Below are 18,742 nucleotides of genomic sequence, written 5' to 3'. Positions count from 1 at the left end.
ATTCCACTATTAGCTGTCAGTTAAAATCTAATACCTAATGTATATTATTGTAACCAGCAATGCGAGTGCTAGTCATAATAAGCCTTAAGTATAGAGCTCAGTATCCCCACACGACAAAGTGGGGGTTTAGTTTTTCATTAGGGTTAGCGTAGCTGATCGCTTCGCCCTCCAAATTTACTACCCTACCACCGGCATAAAGCACCACCGCATGGGCAGCCCCGGTATCCCATAGGCAAGTGGGGCCAATCCGCGGATAAACATCAGCGCTACCTTCGGCAATCAAGCAGAGTTTTAACGAGCTGCCCATGGACAGCATGGTGTGCTTACCCAATTTTTCCAGCCATGCAGCTAAATCGGGACTAGGGTGCGATCGACTTCCTAGCACACGCCATGCCATGCCCGCTTTGGGCTTACCAGCAACCGCAATCGCTTTGCGCTCGCCATTGGCGTCAACCTTAAAGGCACCCAGCCCTTCTGCAGCTATGTAGCCTATGTCTAATGCGGGCGCAGTCACTACGCCAAGTATCGGCTTGCCATTTTCAATCAGAGCAATATTGACGGTAAACTCATCGTTACGTTTGATAAACTCTTTGGTGCCATCCAGCGGGTCGACTAGCCAGTAGCGACCTTCCCTATCTGCGCCCGAAAAGCCTTCAACATCTTCTTCAGAGAGAATCGGGAACTGGCACGGCAGAGCTTTTAAACCACGTACAATGATGTGATGGGCCGCTTTATCCGCCTCGGTTAACGGGCTTTTGTCGTCTTTCTCTTCAATACTAAAATCACGAGCGTAGACGCTCATAATGGCATTACCCGCTTCACGTGCAATGCGTTCAACTTCATCCAGCAGTGATTGGTCAATAGTCATCATATAAAGCTTCCTGACAGAGCAGCATATAACGATTTAAAAGAACGACTGGCGCCTCTTTTAAATGTTTATCACATTACGCTTTTGTAAATCAGATATGCATAAAAAAACCGACCTCATAAGAGGTCGGTTCTATTGGTTCTGCTAGGCAGATGACTCTTTAAGCAAGGTATTTAAACCAAACTTAGAAGTCGTAACGAACACCAACAGTAGTCAGAATTTCGTCGTCCAGGTCACGGAAGTTTTCACGTAGAGAGCTGTCAAAGCTGGTACCACTGTCTTGCTGGTAAACTTCAGCAAAGACGTACATCGGCTGGCTGAAACGGTAGTTACCACCCAGCATCCAGCGGTCTTTGTCATCTACGCCATCAAACGCCATGTCGACACGTGCGTACTGACCGTAGATTTCGCCCATACCGTAGTCGTAGGTAGCGCCCAAGCCAAGAATGCTTTCTTCCGCACTAGCAGAACTGCGATTTTCCAGCTCTTCTTGACTGAAGGTATCAGTGATCTGCTCATACTTGAAGCGCATGCTGAAAGCATCGGTGAAGTCATAGTTAGCGAAGAAGCCAAACAGGTCTTCACCAGCAGCATAAGGGTTAGTGCCGTTAGAAGCACCGCCGTCATAACGAGCAGTACGGTCAGCAACATCTTTACCTTGGCTATAGGCAAGAGACATGTAAAGGTCGTTGATGGTGTAATCGACGGCCGCTGCAGTGGTCCAGGTAGAGCTAGCGTCGCGACCAGCAATATCAGATTCAGTATTACCGGAGAGGTGCTTGGCCTGAACGTGAGCACGGAAGCCAGAAAGATCTGGAGTAGAGTAGGAAACTGCATCGCCGCGGCTGTCAGCAGAAATGCCGCCCAACTGTTCCCAACCCGGACCTTCCGGCACATCGAAAATCACGTCGCCAGAACGGTAGTAAACGCTGTCGAAGTTACCGACCTGCACAGAACCCCAAGTGTTGCCTTTAACACCTACATAAGTGTTACGGATGGTGTCGAAACCACCGCTGTTTTGGGCATCAGCTTTACCACGGAATTCCATACGAGCAAAAACGCTCATATCGCTGGTCACTTTGTGATCGGCGATGAAGCCAAAACGAGATCCAAGATCAATAAACTCAGAACCGTCCGTCTTGCCTTCACCAGGTGCTGCTTCAGCACCACCAGTCTGCACAGCATAAGCAAGACGACCGTAAATGTTAAGCTTAGTACCGTCTTGGTCGTATACAGTGGCTGCTTGTGCTGCTGCAGAGGCACCCAGGGCGCCGATGATAGCAGTCGCTAAAAGTGTTTTTTTCATGATGTAAGTTCCTTGACTCGTATACTGTTTCGATCGTTTCTGCTCGACTCTTTATGAGAAGGCAGGTTGGCCTGCGGGCCATGCTCTTTTCCCATCCATCGGTTCTTTCCCGACGGTATGCGGCATGTCCTCAACTAAGCCTTGTTATAGTCCAATGCTCGCAGGACAAACTCTATACTGGGATTCCAGGGAACGCAATAGAAAAAAACAGTGTTTCTTTACTATTTGCACTTTTTTATTGAACCCTTGGCTTTAGCCTTGGTCTCAGCGGCCTTTGAATTTTTGTTGCAGGCCTAGCAATTTATCTTCCATGCTAAGCGCCTTACGCGGTTCGCTTTTTTCTATCGCTTCTTCTACCTCTGGCGGCTTTACCGCCTTTTCACGCGGTTTTTTAGTCACTGCAGCGGGCTTTGCTTGGGCTTTTTCGCGTGGGCCACCGGCCTTTTTGTCGCCACGTTTTTCCGATGCGTGCTGGGCGGCTTCTTTATCTACCTTGCCTGCTGGTTGACCGTCCAAATCCACTCGATCCACTCCTGCGCGTACCGCTTTTATATAGCGCGGCAGGTTCACGTAGTTGGCCAACGCACGGCGGATGAGTTTATTTGACCACTGTTCACGCTCGGCCAAATCTTGGTGGATTCCAATTTTTAAGGGCTTGGTATGGCCTTTAAAAAACGCCTTAGGGTAACGTGCGTACCATTGATTGAGCAGTGCGTGGGGCGAAGGCGCCCCAGGCGCTTCATTTGTTGGTTGCGATGAAGGAGAGGCAGAAGGAGGCGCTATAGATGCTTCACTTTCAATTGCTTCTCTTTCAAGCTCACCTTTTTCAACTGCACCATATTTTTCAACTGCGCCATAGTTTTCAACTGCAGCATAGTTAGTCACTTCGCTTTCAAGCGCCTCATGATCTACCACATCATTCTGAAGCTCGCCCATGGAGGGGGTATTATCGCTTGGCGGGCTTTTTTGTTGTTCATTTTCCAGCGCCAACTGTTGCTTAAGCCGCTGATTTTCTTCACGCAGAATGCATAGCTCAGTTTGTGTACGCTCAAGACGCACCTCTAAGTCATCCAGCAAGTTTATTAAGCTAGCGGCCATAGCCTTCTCCTTTGACGTTGTCAGTCGGCAATGCGCTCGTAAACCACGAAATCGTAGTGAGGCTGTCCCTCACTTGGCTGTCCCGCTTCGCGCTGCACTTCCTGCCACTCTTGCGAGTCTATCTCAGGAAACGTCGTATCACCGTCGACCTCCACATCCACTTCGGTGACATACAGCCGTTGAGCAAAGGGTAACGCTTGACGGTAGATCTCCCCTCCCCCCATGACCATGATCTCTTCCGCTGCCTCAATCGTGGCATGTTGATCGGCCAACGCGAGGGCAGCAGGCAGGTCATGGCGAACGCGCACGCCCTCATGGGCAAACTCGCCGTTACGAGTAACAATGATATTTAGCCGATTCGGCAGCGGCTTACCAATAGAGGTAAAGGTTTTACGCCCCATCACCAAGGGCTTAGCCTGAGTCATACGTTTGAAAAACTTTAAATCTTCGGGCAAGTACCAAGGCAAGTTTCCCTCTACCCCGATGACTCGGTTTTTTGCCATAGCCACGATCAAAGCCACCGGCACCAAGCATTCACTATCACCGTTTCGCTGTGTCATACCGCCACCTCAGCTTTTATATGAGGGTGCGCCTCATAAGCTTCTATATGAATGTCTTCAAATCGAAAGGCAAACAGGTCATCGACTTCAGCGTTGAGCGCGAGTGTTGGCGCTGGCTTGGGGGTGCGCGACAGTTGCTCTTTAGCCTGCTCAAGGTGATTACTGTACAGGTGTGCATCGCCCAGGGTGTGGATAAACTCACCTGGCTGGAGTCCTGTGACTTGCGCCACCATGCAAAGCAGCAACGCATAGCTTGCGATATTAAACGGCACGCCAAGGAAAATATCAGCGCTACGCTGATAGAGCTGGCACGACAGCTTTCCGTTTGCTACGTAAAATTGAAACAAGCAATGGCACGGCGGTAGCTGCATTTCATCGACCTGGGCCGGGTTCCAAGCAGACACAATTAACCGACGCGATTGGGGTGAGGTGCGTATCTGCTCAAGCACTTTGGCAATCTGGTCAACACTCCCCCCTTTTGGGTCGGGCCAACTGCGCCACTGATAGCCGTAAACGGGTCCTAAATCACCGTTTTCATCGGCCCACTCATCCCAAATCCGCACACCGTTTTCTTTCAGGTAGGCAATGTTGGTGTCACCTTTCAAAAACCACAGCAGCTCATGAATGATGGAACGTAGATGTAACTTTTTAGTGGTGAGTAACGGGAAACCGCGCGCTAAATCAAAACGCATTTGATGGCCAAACACAGAGCGTGTGCCGACACCTGTCCGGTCATGGCGATCTACGCCATGCTCTAAAACGGTTTGCATCAAGTCTAGATAAGGTTGCTCAAGTGCAGGCGTTGTTGCAGTCACAGAATTTCCAAATTAACAGGCGGTGTAACAGTTTATTCTAGGGGGAGAGGTGATACGGGGCAATGCGAAGATTGCCCCATACGCCATTCTAATAGGCTAAGTCATTACCCTTACGCGCTTTGTATCTTCATATCCACCGGCTGAGTGCGTGACCAGGCAATAAGAATAAGGCCAAGCGCTACCATCGGGAGCGTCAACAACATACCCATAGTGACCCAGCCGAAGGCGATAAAGCCGATATGGGCGTCGGGCATGCGCACAAACTCGACCATAAAGCGGAATATCCCATAGCAGACCAGAAACAGCCCGGACACAAAGCCGCGCGAGGTGGGCTTGGCAGAAACCCACCATAAAATGACAAACAATACGACGCCTTCTAATACTGCCTCATAAAGTGCTGAGGGGTGGCGCGGCTCGGGACCCATGCCAGGAAACGGCATTCCCCAGGGCAGAGACGCCATTCTCCCCGGCAGCTCGTGATTAATAAAGTTGCCAATACGACCTGCGCCTAACCCAATAGGCACCATAGGGGCGATAAAATCAGTCAGTGCAAAGAAGGCTAACTGCTTGCGGCGCGCGAATAGCCAAGCTGCCAGTAATACACCAAGCAAGCCACCGTGAAAGCTCATTCCGCCGTCCCATACACGGAATATCCATAGCGGGTCGGCCGACCACTGACCGAGGCCATAGAACAAGGCGTAACCTAAGCGACCTCCCGCGACGACGCCGATGGCACAGTAAAACAACAAATCGCTAATATCATCATTATTGAGGCCAATACGCGACGCTCGTCGACAGCCAAGCCACCACGCCGCCACAAACCCTACTACGTACATTAATCCATACCAATGGACTTGCAGCGGCCCCAGGGAAACGGCCACAGGGTCAATCATAGGGTAATTAATCATATACGCTCTCTCATTGGTGCTCTCTCATTGACACATTTATATTACTAATGACGCCTGCGGTATATATGCTTGAAAACATGCGGATTTATTCACAACTTAGCCAGGCAAGCTGGCCAATGCTGCGAGCAGTGCATAAACAGCACGGGAGCAATGATAAGTCTGTGGAATGAGAAAGCCACCTATATTGTCATTTAGGCGGTGTGTCTTTCAGCGTATTGGGGAACCAGTTAGCAATTATTTTAAGCAGCGTTTCTGGCTGATAGGGCTTGGCAAGAAGATCATCCATACCGGCCGCTAAGCAGGCGTCGCGCCCGGCATTATCCGCATTGGCGGTGAGCGCCACTAGCACACTTGAGCACTGACCATGAGTGCGTTCATACTCGCGCCAACGCCGGGTGGCTTCGAGCCCATTCAGGGTGGGCATAAAAATATCCATAAAGACCAGATCGAAATGAACACTTTGTTGACGCTCAAGTGCTTGCTCGCCACTGCTCACCCCTTCGACCTGCATCCCCTGGGTTTCAAGCATTTGCCTCGCCAACATTAAGTTCACAGGTCCGTCATCGACGACGAGCACACGTAAAGGAGCCGACAAGGTAGGCTGCTCGCTGTCTCTCTCATTCTTGGGTAGCTCTACAATCGTGTCTTGAACGAGGTTCTCCATCAATCCCCGAATATCAGACAGTTTCTCTTTTACTTCAAGAATGCTCTGCCGACAACTGTCAGATACCTCTTTATCGGCCATGGTCGTTAAGTGCTCAAAAAGGCTGTCGGTTTCACGCTGCAACAATGTTAGGTAACCCGTCTTCAAACGCGACTCCTCCCGCGCCCTATCACGTCCGGCCAGTAACTGCTTGAGCTGCATGCGCTGCTGTTGAAGATCTTGTAGCATCGTTTGGTCATGCTCAGACGGGTTATCATCCGAGGCTGCCAACATCACTTGGGAGCGGTGCAGGGAGCGTTCCAGGCTCGCCAATCGAGCATTAATATTAACGAGACGCTGAACAGGAAGCCCACCGCTTTTGTCGGCATCAGTTGCAGACGTTGAGTTTCCTAAGGGTGAACTAGTCGAGAGTGAGCATAACGCTTGGCCATGCTGTTCCAGCTCGGTAAGCTCAGCCAAGAAACGAGCATCCTTACGCCGGGCACGAGATTTCACCAACATAAGAAAGACGCTGACATTTAAGCTACTGCCAATCAGCAATGCCAACATTAGCCATAGTGTCGTGCTCCATGAGACGTAGCCAGGCGACATCCACCAGACCATTGACCCAACGACTAAACAGAGCAGGGTCAGGGCCGCCTGTACAAGCAGAAGAGGCCAAAGCAACGGCCACACGATGGCGTTCCAAATAGGCTCTTGTTGATAACGTTGCATGATCTCGCTTTCCTGGTGTCCGAATGGCACTGATAACGTGATCGTTTACCCGCTGCGCCCTTATCAATAGCCTTCAAGGTTGCCATCAGCAGGACGATTTATGCGACAAGCATGATACGCTTGATAGTGTACGTCTACGCCTCGTTACTGTCATGCGGCTGTTACGTTGAATACTTCCCCTTCTTTTTGCTGACGAGTTTGTTATGTGCTTGATATCGTTTGCTTGGCAGCCTGGCACGCCGACCCCCTTACGTCTCATGGGTAACCGTGATGAGTTCCATGTGCGGCCGACAGCACCTCTTGCCCATTGGCAGGATCACCCTGACATAGCCGGCGGGCGAGACTTAGAAGCCGGGGGGTCATGGCTTGCAGCTAGACAGGGCGGCATTGTGGCGGCGTTAACCAATGTACGTGACCCTTTACTGTATGCGCCATTGGACTCGCCCAGCCGGGGTGAACTCGTCGCTAATGCGCTAGCATGCGAGGATATTGCCGCCTGGCTATCCCGACTAAGTCAGGGCGAAGCATTGCGCTACGCAGGGTTTAATTTACTCGTGGCAACACCACAACGGCTTTGGCACCTGCATCGCGGCCGAGACCGGCTAGTGCTGAACGAGGTGGCCCCCGGCGTACACGCCATCTCCAACGCAGACCTGAACTCCCCTTGGCCAAAGCTATTAAACGTAAGGCGCGCGCATGCCCAGGCATCATTGGAAGAGTGGCCCAGCGCCGTTAAAGACGCGATGCACAACTCCCAGGAAGCAGCCACAGAAGCCCTTCCCGATACCGGCGTGGGGCTAACCCTCGAACGCCAGCTTTCAGCGGCATTTATAATCGGAGAGCACTACGGGACTCGTGCAACTTCGTGGCTAACGCTAGACGCCAAAGGAGACATCAAGATGACCGAGCAGCGCTTCGGGCCGCTGGGCCACTTTGAGGGTGAGACCACCCTAGCGCTTCCCAACGACTCAAACGAGACGTCCCTCTAATCCCGGGGCGGCATTAGGTGTGATAGCTGCCATTCGTCTAAACGGCTTTCCAACAGCGTATGCACCTGAGCGGGTGTATCCAATAGCATTACTTCTTTAAGCAGTTGTTGAGCATCGCTAAACGGCACACGGCGAATGGCGGCGCGTACTTTTGGCAAGCTGGGCGCGTTCATGGAAAGACTGGTGAAGCCCATCGCCATCAGCAACAACGCACCTGCCGGGTCACCGGCTAATTCACCGCATAGCGAAATCGGCTTCTTGAGTCGCGCAGCGTCACTGGCAAGCTCCTGAAGCGCCCCAAGTAACGCCGGATGCAGCGCATCATACAAACTAGATACCCGTGGATTATTACGATCAACCGCCAGCAAGTACTGAGTCAGGTCGTTACTGCCCACTGAGAAGAAATCGACCCGCTTCGCCAGCGCATCCATTTGGTAGATGGTGGCGGGCACTTCGATCATCACGCCGACCTTCGGCCTGACTACCGTAATACCTTCTTCCCCTAGCTCTAGAATGGCGCGATCCAGCAAGCGCAGCGCTTCATCAACCTCCTCCACATTGGTAATCATCGGGAAAAGAACGTAGAGATTATCCAGATCGATGGAGGCTTTGAGCATCGCACGAAGCTGCACCATCAATACTTCAGGGTGATCGAGCGTGACTCGCATCCCACGCCAGCCCAGAAACGGGTTGGCCTCATCGATGGGGAAATAAGGAAGATCCTTATCACCGCCGATATCCAGGGTGCGCATGACCACAGGCAACGGTGCAAAACCCTCTAACTGATCACGATAGAGCCGCGTTTGCTCTTTTTCCCCTGGGAAGCGTTCAGTAATCATAAACGGCACTTCGGTGCGGTAAAGCCCCACCCCACCAATACGGCTTTTCAATAGGGCGGTGGCATCAACCGCCAAGCCGGTATTCACCATTAACGGCATGGTGTAGCCATCGGGCGTAGCGCTGGGCAGATCCTGCTCGTGCTCTAACAGCTCGCTGAGCGCCTCTTCTTCAGCTATTAAACTAGCGTAACGTGCCTTAAGTTCGGCAGCGGGGCGCACAAACAAGCGACCACGATGGCCGTCCAAGACCACCGGAGCGCCTCCGAGGCGCGGCAACGGCAAATCCACCATCCCCAACACGGTAGGAATCCCCATCGCACGAGCCACAATGGCCACGTGAGAGGTGCTGGAACCGCGCACCGACACTAGCCCTTTGAGCTTGTCACGAGGAACTTCGCCTAGCATGGCAACGCTGATTTCATCGCCCACTAAGATGGCGTTATCCGGATAGGTTTCCGGCGTAGAGGGGGTATCTTTCTGAAGGTGCGCCAGCACCCGGCGACCCAAATCACGAATATCCGCTGCCCGTTCACGCAGGTAGTTGTCATCGACCCGCTCTAAATACTGTACGTGGCGACGCACCACATCCGCCAGCGCACCGGGCGCCCATTGGCCTTCACGAATACGTTTTTCAACCTCATCGGCGAGCGCTGCTTCGCCAAGCATTTGCTGGTACACATCAAACAGGGCAAGCTCTTGAGCGGAGATCCGGTTTGTCAGACGCTCGGCCGCCGCGCGGATTTCGTTACGGGTTTTGCCAATCGCCTCTTTTAAGCGGGCAACCTCATAATCCTGGTCGCTGGGTACCAAATCGGGCACGCTATTAAGGTCAGCAGGCGGCGTAATCACGACCGCTTCGCCCATCGCCATGCCTGGCGATGCAGCAATCCCCTTAAACATCGCCTGGCCACCGGCTAACGCTGGGCGCATAAGATTGCCGGTCGCCAGGGCATGCGCCAGCACACCCGCTAACTGAGACGCCATGGTGACCAGAAAGGCTTCATCTTCATCATCGTAGCGGCGCTTTTCGGCCTGCTGGACCACCAACACGCCCAGCATGTGGCGCTGGTGAATAATAGGGACGCCCAAGAAGCTGGAATAGCGCTCCTCACCGGTAGCTTCAAAGTAACGAAATTGCGGGTGCGTTTGCGCATCTTCAAGGTTCAGCGGCTCGCTACGTTTAGCCACTATCCCCACCAAGCCTTCACCTAAAGGCAGTACAACGCGCCCCACCGCTTGAGTGCGCAGGCCAATAGTTTCCATTAGCACCAGCGACTCAAGCTCTTTGTCGTAAAGATAAAAGGAGCAGACATCGGTCTGCATCGCTTTACGGATTCGGCGTACCATCGTAGACAGCGCGGCGTCGAGGTTGCGCGCACCGTTAACTTCTTGGATAACCCGGCGCAGCACCTCAAGCATGGACATGTTACTTTTCACTGTTATTTGCCTCGCTGAGGAATTTCCTGGCAAACTGCCGCCGTTTCTCTCTGGACAGCGGCCTGTCGCCCTATTCTTCATCCTGTGCCAAGCGCTGAACGCGGGGAGACAACTCTCGTAGTGCGCGCCGGTATACCTCACGCTTAAAAGGCACGACCTGCCCAAGCGGATACCAGTAGCTCACCCACCGCCACCCATCAAACTCGGGCGTCGGGGTTGCCGTCATGCATATGCGACTTTCCTGGCAACGGATTTTAAGTAAAAACCACTTCTGCTTCTGGCCTATACAGATTGGACGCGAATGCGTTCGAATCATACGTCGTGGCAGACGGTAGCGTAGCCAGCCCCGGGTGCAGGCAACAATATCAACATCGTCGGCGGTTAAACCGATCTCTTCGTAAAGCTCACGAAAAAGTGCTTGTTGTGGCGTCTCGCTTGCATTGATGCCCCCTTGGGGAAATTGCCACGCATTTTGTCCTACCCGACGCGCCCAAAGCAGCTGCCCCTGGCTATTGGCAATGATAATGCCAACATTGGGGCGAAAGCCGTCAGCGTCGATCACGGACATCACCTTCATAAATTTTCAGTTGTCCCCATTTTTCCACAAGGGTGACAAGCGTATCAATACAATATAACGCTAAGTGATGAATGGATGCTGTGTGTCGGTGGGAATGGATACACGACTCTGCGATAATCCGCCTCCGCCAATCACCGATAACATGCCTTATGTTATCCATAATGAACGATAAGGGGAGCACTGTGAGTCTGGCCATTTTCGATTTGGACAATACCCTGCTATCCACCGATAGCGACCATGCCTGGGGTGAGTTTTTACTCGAACAGGGAGCGGTAGATCCAATCGCTTACCGAGAAGCCAACGAACGCTTCATGGCCGACTACAATGCCGGCACGCTGGATATGGCGGCCTTTCTGGCAATGGCGCTCAAGCCGTTGGCCGATAACTCGCCAGAACAGCTATCCGCCTGGCACCAGCAATTTATGATCAGCAAAATTGAGCCACATATTTTGCCAAAAGCGGAGGAGCTACTGGCTCGCCACCGCACCAGAGGCGATACACTGTTGATTATTACCGCTACCAATCGTTTTATTACCGCGCCCATTGCCGAGCGGCTGGGTGTCGATCACCTGATTGCGGTCAATCCAGAGGTCAAAGAGGGGCGCTACACGGGGCGTGTTTCGGGCATTCCCAGCTACCGTGAAGGCAAAGTCACCCGCCTACAGCAGTGGCTAGAAGATCAAAACATGAGCATGGAAGGCGCCTGGTTCTATAGCGACTCGCACAATGACTTACCGCTTTTAGAGAATGTTGAACATCCCGTCGCGGTCGATCCCGACGACACCCTGCGAAAAGTCGCCGAAGAGCGCCAATGGCGGATTATGAGTTTGCGGGATTAATGCTGAGTACGAAAACCGGCACCGCGTCGAAACTGCAGCGCTTATAACAGTATTGAGGACTACCACACGCAGAAAAATGCTTAGCGGTTTAGCAGTGCCTCAAGCGAAATCACATTACCAGCATGCTGCGCTGCTAGCTTGACATCGTCAGTCACCAACGTAGCTGCTGTAACGAGTGCCGAGGCAGAGATAATACTATCCGGTAGCTTCATCTGAGTGCCACGCCGCACCGTGATCGTTTCATTTCTGACGTGATGATCCAATTCTACTCTCGTTAACTGCATCAATATCGTCTTAATGACCTGCTCTTCTTCTGGATGCAGACCAGGAAAGGATAAGAGTTCAAGCTCTGTGATGACAGAGTATAAGTAATGAGCAGCAGGTAACCGTAACTGACGTTCAATGGCATTAATGAAGACATTGGTGTCAAGCAGGTAACTACCACTCATCTCGCATCGTCCTTTGGTATTCGACTCCGTCATGACCGGCTAGGGATGGCGCTTTGACAGCTGCAAAATCTATTTCAGCCTGACTAGCAGAAACGCTCAATTCTTCTGGTGTATTTTCATACAGCACAACGATTCTGGCGTGTCTGTTCTTTAAATACCCATACTCTTCGGGAATTTTAACTATCCCATCCTCAATATCTGCTTCAAATTCAATTGCATTCATCGCAACCTCTCTATCACCCAATAACTGATTCACTTATTTGACACGCTTTCTGTGGAAAATTCGAGGAGTAAAACGAGAAGAACTTATGGCTCTAAACGATAACGCTTTCATTCATTATCGCCCTCACGTTTACCAAGCTATACGATTCACACCCCCCGCACGACTAAATCAAGCACGGCCAAAAACACAAAACCCCGCCAGCGATAGCTGGCGGGGTTTTGTGTTACTAAACGCTCTTAAAAAGCAGCGTTAGTGGGTGCGCTTAGCCGAGCAGGTGCTCAACGGCCGCACGCTCTTCGCGGAGCTCTTTCTCGGTAGCTTTCATCTTCTCTTGGCTGAACTCGTCGATTTCGAAACCTTGAACGATTTCATACTTGCCGCCCTGGCAACGCACCGGGTAGGAGTAGATGATGCCTTCTTCGATGCCGTAGCTGCCGTCAGACGGAATCGCCATGCTGACGATGCCTTTGGAGCCCAGCGCCCAGTCGTGCATGTGGTCGATGGCAGAAGAGGCAGCGGACGCCGCAGAAGAGGCGCCACGCGCTTTAATGATTGCCGCGCCGCGCTGCTGCACGGTAGGGATAAAGTCGTTTTCGTACCAGTCACGCTCAACCAGATCAGCGGCGGCTTTGCCGTCTACCTTGCACTGGGCAATATCCGGGTACTGGGTGGCACTGTGGTTGCCCCAGATGATCATGTTTTCAACGTCAGTGACGTGCTTGCCGGTTTTCTGAGCCAGCTGGGTCAGCGCGCGGTTATGATCCAGACGCGTCATGGCGGTAAATTGACCTTTATCGAGGTCTGGCGCGTTGCAGGAAGCAATCAGTGCGTTGGTGTTAGCCGGGTTACCCACCACCAGCACTTTTACATCGCGGCTGGCGTGATCGTTCAATGCCTTACCCTGTACCGAGAAGATCGCCGCGTTAGCTTCGAGCAGATCTTTACGCTCCATGCCGGGGCCACGCGGACGAGCGCCTACCAGCATAGCGAAGTCGGCATCTTTGAACGCAACGTTCGGGTCATCGGTGGCAACAATGTCTTGTACCAGCGGGAAGGCACAATCGTTAACTTCCATGACGACGCCATTCAGCGCGTCCATCGCTTGAGGAATTTCCAGAAGCTGGAGAATGACAGGCTGATCCGGCCCCAGCATGTCGCCTGCGGCGATGCGGAAAATTAGAGAGTAGCTGATCTGGCCAGCGCCGCCGGTAATCGCAATACGTACTGGATCTTTCATCATTGCTCCTTGATTGGTTCGCCTAGGGAGGATGGTTCTCGCCTGAGGAGTGGTTCAACAGAACTCAAGACGCCAAGATGGTATGCCCAGCCAATGAAAAACTCAATCAGACATGCGGCTAGGCTTTGTACGAAAACTACCTGTACTCGGCAATAAGGCGTTAAAAACCACCTCACAAAGCTCAGTTACATGTCGTAAACTCGGCTCTTTCGTTGCTTGATGTTATCGCTAGCCTTCACCTGTCGGCTTTTCGTCAATGCCGTCCCTCTTTGCCATGGTGGCCATTCACAGAACCACTTGTCACTCGCTGAAAAAGCCGAGTTGCGCTATGGTATCTACGGTTCTAAGCCCTCCTTTCTTATTTTGCTAATCGTTTTGCTAAGGACATGGACACTCCATGCGGAAAATCCCTTTCTCTTATGCCTTGGCTAGCCTGCTGGTGCTGGCCCTGGTCATATGGCTCGCTTTTGGCAATTTCCAGCGTTTTCAAACCACGCCTCCAGATAGTTCTGCTCAAAGCACTAAAGCGCCCCGGGTGGAAGTCGTCGAGCAACAAAGTACCGCCTTTATTCCAGAACACATTGTGCAGGGACAACTGGCCGCTGAGCGTGAAACCATGCTGCGCGCCAATGTGGCAGGCTTTGTTGCCGATAAGCCGGTGGCGCAAGGTAGCCGAGTTGAGGCGGGCGATACCCTGTTAGTACTGGACAACAACGCGCTGCCCGAACAGCTTCAGCAGGCACGCGACGAGTTAGCCGTAGCCGAAGCTGAATATACCGGAGCGCGTAATTTGCGCCAGCGAGAGCTGATTTCACAACCCGAGCTACTGCGCCTGCAAAGCGCACTGAGCGCCAGCGCCGCCCAGGTCGCTCAGCTGGAGAAGCAGCTTAGCGACACTCGCCCTACCGCCCCGTTCGATGGCGTACTCAATCGGGTTCAGGTGGAGCTTGGCGATCTGCTCCAGCCAGGCGAAGAGTGGGCCCAACTGGTAGATGACCGACGACTGAAAGGCATTGCCTGGGTATCTCAGCAGCAGGTAGGCGATTTAAGCGAAGGGTTGCCGGTGACCGCACGGCTGTTGAATGGGGATCATTTAGACGGCGAGTTGACCTTTGTAAGCCACCGGGCCGACGAGGCCACACGGAGTTTCTATATTGAAGCGACGCTGGATAACCCTGACGGGAAGCGCTTGGCAGGCGGCAGCGCGGAGCTAACGATTACCCTGCCGCCCCGTCAGGTCCACACTCTTTCACCGGCGCTACTGAGTTTAAATAGCGAAGGCCAACTGGCCGTAAAACATTTGAATAATCAAGACCAGGTACAGCAGACCGCTGTAGAACTGGTCAGCGCCGATATTCAACGCGCGTATGTTACTGGCCTTCCCGACCCGCTACGCCTGATTACGCTAGGCGCGGGCATGGTGGAAAGCGGTGAAACCGTCAGCCCCGTGCCGGCTGAAGAACCGATTATTTCATCACCGTCAGCGGCACAGGAACGTGTTCATGCGCCAGTTGATTAATGCCGCGCTCACGCGTACCCGTACAACGTTACTGCTGTTAGTAAGCCTATTGCTAGCGGGTATCACAGCGTGGCAAATGATCCCCAAAGAAGCCAACCCCGACGTTACCATTCCGATGATTTACGTCTCGCTGTCGTTGGAGGGAGTAAGCCCTGAAGATGCCGAGCGCCTGTTGATCCGCCCGATGGAACAGGAGCTGCGCGGCATTGAAGGGCTGCGCCAGTTCACCGCCCAATCCAGCGAGGGACATGGCTCGATCACGCTTGAGTTCGACCCTGGTTTTGACCCTGACACCGCCCTCACAGAGGTGCGCGACCGGGTCGATATCGCCCGCAGCGAGTTGCCTTCAGAAGCGGATGAACCGCGCGTGATGGAGGTCAATGTATCGGAGTTTCCGGTTTTAACGATCGGCTTGTCCGGTCAGCTTGATACCCGCGAGCGAATTACCATTGCCAGGCGCCTGCAGGAAGAGATTGAAGGCATCGCCGACGTACTGGAGGTCGACATTGCCGGTGAGCGGGAAGACCTATTGGAAATAGTCGTCGACCCGCTGGTACTGGAGAGCTACGGGGTCGATTTTGATGCACTGTTTAACCAGGTGTCGCGCAACAACCGCTTGGTGGCGGCAGGCAGCCTGGACACCGGCGCAGGACGCCTGGCCTTGAAAGTCCCCGGTATTATTGAATCCCTCGATGATGTCATGAATATGCCGGTCAAGGTCGAAGGTGATCAGGTCGTTACCTTTGGCGATGTGGCCTGGATCAATCCCACTTTCAAGGACCCGGCAGGGTTTGCACGCATTGATGGCCAACCCGCGCTGGTATTGGAAATTTCCAAGCGCGCCGGTGCCAATATCATTGCCACCATTAACGACGTTCGTGAGCGCTTGGCACAAGCCGAAGACATACTCCCCGAGCAGCTCCGCTTCACCACCATTCTGGATGAGTCGACCACCGTTGAAAACATGCTCTCTGAGCTTTTAAACAACGTGCTAACCGCCGTGGTCCTGGTGTTGATTGTGGTCGTTGCCGTCATGGGCTGGCGCATGGCGCTACTGGTTGGACTGACCATTCCCGGCGCTTTCTTAACAGGAATACTGCTGGTATGGGCGTTTGGCTTCACGCTCAATATTGTCGTGCTGTTTGCACTGATTCTAGTGGCAGGCATGCTGGTGGACGGTGCGATCGTGGTTAGCGAGCTGGCAGACCGATACTTACGCGATGGCCAAACGCCCCATCAAGCGTGGCTTAATGCCGCGTCGCGAATGAGCTGGCCGGTCATTGCCTCCACCGCCACTACGCTGGCAGTCTTTTTGCCCCTGCTATTTTGGCCAGGGGTCGTCGGGCAGTTCATGAAATACCTGCCCGCCACCGTCATCTTGTGCCTTTTGGCATCGCTGGCCATGGCGCTGGTGTTTCTGCCCACGCTGGGGCGACTCTTTACGCGTACAGCCACGACATCAAACGACACACCCCCTGAGGAAGCCACCACTTCGCTAGGGCGTGGCTATCGCCATTTATTGGCTAGATTACTCAAGCATCCCGCCTGGGTCCTGCTGGTAACCGTGCTGCTAATGGTGCTGCTGTATACCGGCTATGCCCGGTTTAATCACGGCGTCGACTTCTTCCCTAATGTAGAACCCGACAGCGCTCAAGTGTTGGTGCGCGCGCGCGGAGATTTCTCCGCTGAGGAAACCGACTCTATCGTACAGCGAGTTGAGGCGACCCTATCAGGCATGAGTGAAGTCCGAGCGCTGTACGCTCGCTCATTTGCAGTGCCCAACGAGCAGATGGGCAACGATGTGATTGGCATGCTCCAGTTCCAATTCATCGACTGGCATGAGCGGCGCCCTGCCCGCGCTATTTTGGCCGATATGGCCGAACGTACCCGAGAGATCCCCGGCATTAACCTGGAATTTCAAGAGCAGGAAATGGGGCCGGGCGGCGGTAAACCCATTGTGCTCGAGGTGAGCGCAACCGATCCCGAGGTCGCTGATGCAGGCGTTAACCAGTTGACCCAATTAATGCGTGAGCTAGAGGGCTTTGAAGATATTCAGGATAACCGTAGTCTGCCGGGCGTGGAGTGGCGAGTAAATGTAGACCGCGAAGCCGCTGCGCGTATGGGCACCGACGTCACCACGATTGGCAGCGCCGTACAGTTATTGACCACGGGCCTTCAGGTAGCTAGCTATCGACCGCCTGAGGTCAACGACGAAGTCGATATCCGTGTGCGCCTGCCACAAAACTGGCGTTCACTGGATCAACTGGAACGGTTAACGATCAACACCCAGCGCGGCCAAGTGCCGATCTCACACTTTGTCACGCTCACTCCAGCGCCCAAGGTGGGTACGCTCAATCGTATTGATGGCCGCCGGGCGATTACCGTGGAAGCGGATTTAGCCCCTGGTTATCTCGCTGATGAACGCCTGCGGGCACTACTGGAGGCTGGTAACGATCAGTTACCTGACGGGTTAATGGTCAATGTGGCTGGCGAGCAGGAAGACCAGCAGGAGTCGATGCAGTTCCTGGCCAGTGCGTTCTTGATTGCGATTGGTTTAATGGCGCTGATTCTGGTCACCCAGTTCAATAGCTTTTATCAGGCCGGGCTGGTGCTTTCGGCGATTGTTTTCTCTACCGCGGGGGTGTTGATGGGCTTGCTGGTTACCGGCCAAGCCTTTGGTGTGGTGATGGTGGGAATGGGCGTCATTGCCCTGGCGGGCATCGTGGTCAACAACAATATTGTGTTGATTGACACCTATAATGAGCTGCGCGGTGAGGGTATGTCACCCAGCGAGGCCGCTCTGGAAGCTGGCTGCTTGCGTTTACGTCCAGTGCTGCTAACCGCGATTACCACGGTGCTTGGATTAATGCCGATGGTGCTGGGTATCAATGTCGATCTGTTCACACCAGCCCTTGGCTTTAACGCTCCCTCTGCGCAGTGGTGGACACAGATGTCGAGCGCCATCGCCGGCGGGCTCACCTTCGCCACCGCCCTTACTCTGCTGCTGACGCCCTGCATGCTGGTGATAGGAGGCAAGCTACATCGCAAGAGGTAACGGTCATTGCGAGCGTATTTGTCATTGCGAACTCAGTGAAGCAATCTGGGGGTTGCCCTTATTTGTCATTGCGAACGCAGTGAAGCAATCTCGGGGTTGGATTGCCGCTGTAGGCTTAGATTGCCGCGTCGCTATGCTCCTCGCAATGCCATAAAGTTAAGCAGGAGCTTTGGTGTGCTGTGGGCTATGCGCCGCATGCAAGCGAGCAATCAACTGGTCTTCCAGTGCGAAGCGCTCGGTGAGGCCACGCGCCAGGCGGTCAATCCAGGCGGGAAGACGGGCAATATTCTGTTCACAGCTAAGCGTTGAACCAAAATCGCTATCAAACGCCAGCACCATCTCGGTCGACATATCCAATCGCTCAAGCAATTTTTCAGCGATACGCAGCGCAGCTTCGTCGTCGAATGCCTGAGCCTCTTCGGCAAGCTGCGGATAAATCTCAAAGTGACCGGCACTGATATAGTCCATCAACAACTCACTGAAGGTGTCGATGGGCTGTTTACTGACAGCTTCCAGTTCAGCGTCGCACGCCTCTTTTAACTCAATAAAACTCACTAATAAATGACGGCGCTGATCGAGCCAGCGATCAATCAGGGTGTGCACGCCTCCCCAGCGCTCCAGGGCATTTTTACAATCTTCGAGCAT

Annotated in this window: 17 protein-coding genes; 4 read left to right on the top strand and 13 right to left on the bottom strand. The window is 53.3% G+C overall.

The features are described from left to right. Nucleotides 1–97 precede the first annotated feature (97 nt). The 7 genes from cysQ to ACFFLD_RS09470 form a co-directional block, all read right to left on the bottom strand. A complete protein-coding gene (gene cysQ / locus ACFFLD_RS09500; RefSeq protein WP_386039488.1) occupies nt 98–871 on the bottom strand; it encodes a 3'(2'),5'-bisphosphate nucleotidase CysQ in 774 nt (257 codons plus the stop codon). Nucleotides 872–1,052: 181 nt separating this feature from the next. Continuing rightward, entirely contained in the window at nt 1,053–2,174 is a 1,122-nt protein-coding gene (locus ACFFLD_RS09495) for a porin (RefSeq protein WP_386039486.1), read from the bottom strand. Between the two features lie 264 nt (nt 2,175–2,438). Continuing rightward, entirely contained in the window at nt 2,439–3,164 is a 726-nt protein-coding gene (locus ACFFLD_RS09490) for a ProQ/FINO family protein (RefSeq protein ID WP_386039484.1), read from the bottom strand. Between the two features lie 128 nt (nt 3,165–3,292). After that, entirely contained in the window at nt 3,293–3,832 is a 540-nt protein-coding gene (locus ACFFLD_RS09485) for a dihydrofolate reductase (RefSeq protein WP_386039482.1), read from the bottom strand. Then, entirely contained in the window at nt 3,829–4,647 is an 819-nt protein-coding gene (locus tag ACFFLD_RS09480; RefSeq protein WP_386039480.1) for a thymidylate synthase, read from the bottom strand. Before ACFFLD_RS09480 ends, ACFFLD_RS09485 begins: the two co-directional genes overlap by 4 nt. 110 nt (nt 4,648–4,757) lie before the next feature. Then, complete coding sequence (gene lgt, locus ACFFLD_RS09475; RefSeq protein WP_386039478.1) at nt 4,758–5,555, bottom strand: prolipoprotein diacylglyceryl transferase; 798 nt, start codon at nt 5,553–5,555, stop codon at nt 4,758–4,760. 187 nt (nt 5,556–5,742) lie between these two features. Further along, nucleotides 5,743–6,933, bottom strand: a complete 1,191-nt coding sequence (locus tag ACFFLD_RS09470; protein WP_386039476.1) for a response regulator — start codon at nt 6,931–6,933, stop codon at nt 5,743–5,745. Between the two features lie 203 nt (nt 6,934–7,136). On the opposite strand from ACFFLD_RS09470, the gene ACFFLD_RS09465 reads away from it, so the two are divergent. Next, nucleotides 7,137–7,922: an NRDE family protein gene (locus ACFFLD_RS09465; RefSeq protein ID WP_386039474.1), complete on the top strand. Its 786-nt coding sequence runs from the start codon at nt 7,137–7,139 to the stop codon at nt 7,920–7,922. Here the strand turns inward: ACFFLD_RS09465 and ptsP are convergent. After that, entirely contained in the window at nt 7,919–10,180 is a 2,262-nt protein-coding gene (gene ptsP, locus ACFFLD_RS09460) for a phosphoenolpyruvate--protein phosphotransferase (RefSeq protein ID WP_386040423.1), read from the bottom strand. The two genes, ACFFLD_RS09465 and ptsP, sit on opposite strands and share 4 nt — an antisense overlap. 88 nt (nt 10,181–10,268) lie before the next feature. Further along, nucleotides 10,269–10,760 carry an RNA pyrophosphohydrolase gene (gene rppH, locus ACFFLD_RS09455; protein ID WP_386039472.1) on the bottom strand — a complete coding sequence of 164 codons (492 nt, stop codon included), beginning with the start codon at nt 10,758–10,760 and terminating at the stop codon, nt 10,269–10,271. A 197-nt stretch (nt 10,761–10,957) separates the two neighbouring features. Between rppH and ACFFLD_RS09450 the strand changes: the two genes are divergently transcribed. Further along, complete coding sequence (locus ACFFLD_RS09450; protein WP_386039470.1) at nt 10,958–11,614, top strand: histidinol-phosphatase; 657 nt, start codon at nt 10,958–10,960, stop codon at nt 11,612–11,614. An 80-nt stretch (nt 11,615–11,694) separates the two neighbouring features. Here ACFFLD_RS09450 and ACFFLD_RS09445 read toward each other — a convergent pair whose 3' ends face one another. The 3 genes from ACFFLD_RS09445 to ACFFLD_RS09435 all read right to left on the bottom strand — a co-directional run bounded on the left by ACFFLD_RS09445 (nt 11,695) and on the right by ACFFLD_RS09435 (nt 13,523). Further along, on the bottom strand, nt 11,695–12,063 hold the full coding sequence (locus ACFFLD_RS09445) for a type II toxin-antitoxin system VapC family toxin (protein WP_386039468.1): 369 nt from the start codon (nt 12,061–12,063) through the stop codon (nt 11,695–11,697). Further along, entirely contained in the window at nt 12,053–12,286 is a 234-nt protein-coding gene (locus ACFFLD_RS09440; protein WP_386039466.1) for a hypothetical protein, read from the bottom strand. The genes ACFFLD_RS09445 and ACFFLD_RS09440 overlap by 11 nt, the downstream gene beginning before the upstream one ends. 262 nt (nt 12,287–12,548) lie before the next feature. Next, nucleotides 12,549–13,523, bottom strand: coding sequence for a malate dehydrogenase (locus tag ACFFLD_RS09435; protein ID WP_386039464.1), 975 nt, complete (start codon nt 13,521–13,523; stop codon nt 12,549–12,551). Nucleotides 13,524–13,920: 397 nt separating this feature from the next. Here ACFFLD_RS09435 and ACFFLD_RS09430 point away from each other — a divergent pair, with 397 nt between their 5' ends. Continuing rightward, the gene (locus ACFFLD_RS09430; protein ID WP_386039462.1) at nt 13,921–15,042 is read left to right on the top strand and encodes an efflux RND transporter periplasmic adaptor subunit; all 1,122 of its coding nucleotides are present in this window, start codon (nt 13,921–13,923) and stop codon (nt 15,040–15,042) included. After that, nucleotides 15,026–18,097 carry an efflux RND transporter permease subunit gene (locus tag ACFFLD_RS09425; protein ID WP_386039460.1) on the top strand — a complete coding sequence of 1,024 codons (3,072 nt, stop codon included), beginning with the start codon at nt 15,026–15,028 and terminating at the stop codon, nt 18,095–18,097. The genes ACFFLD_RS09430 and ACFFLD_RS09425 overlap by 17 nt, the downstream gene beginning before the upstream one ends. A 156-nt stretch (nt 18,098–18,253) precedes the next feature. On the opposite strand, the gene rsd is transcribed toward ACFFLD_RS09425, so the two are convergent. Beyond that, nucleotides 18,254–18,742 carry a sigma D regulator gene (gene rsd / locus ACFFLD_RS09420; protein WP_386039458.1) on the bottom strand — a complete coding sequence of 163 codons (489 nt, stop codon included), beginning with the start codon at nt 18,740–18,742 and terminating at the stop codon, nt 18,254–18,256.

The organism is Vreelandella sulfidaeris (genome assembly GCF_042429665.1).
Classification (GTDB): domain Bacteria; phylum Pseudomonadota; class Gammaproteobacteria; order Pseudomonadales; family Halomonadaceae; genus Vreelandella.
The sequence above is the reverse complement of the archived record's forward strand: the minus strand, read 5'-3'. Positions and strand labels throughout refer to the sequence as shown.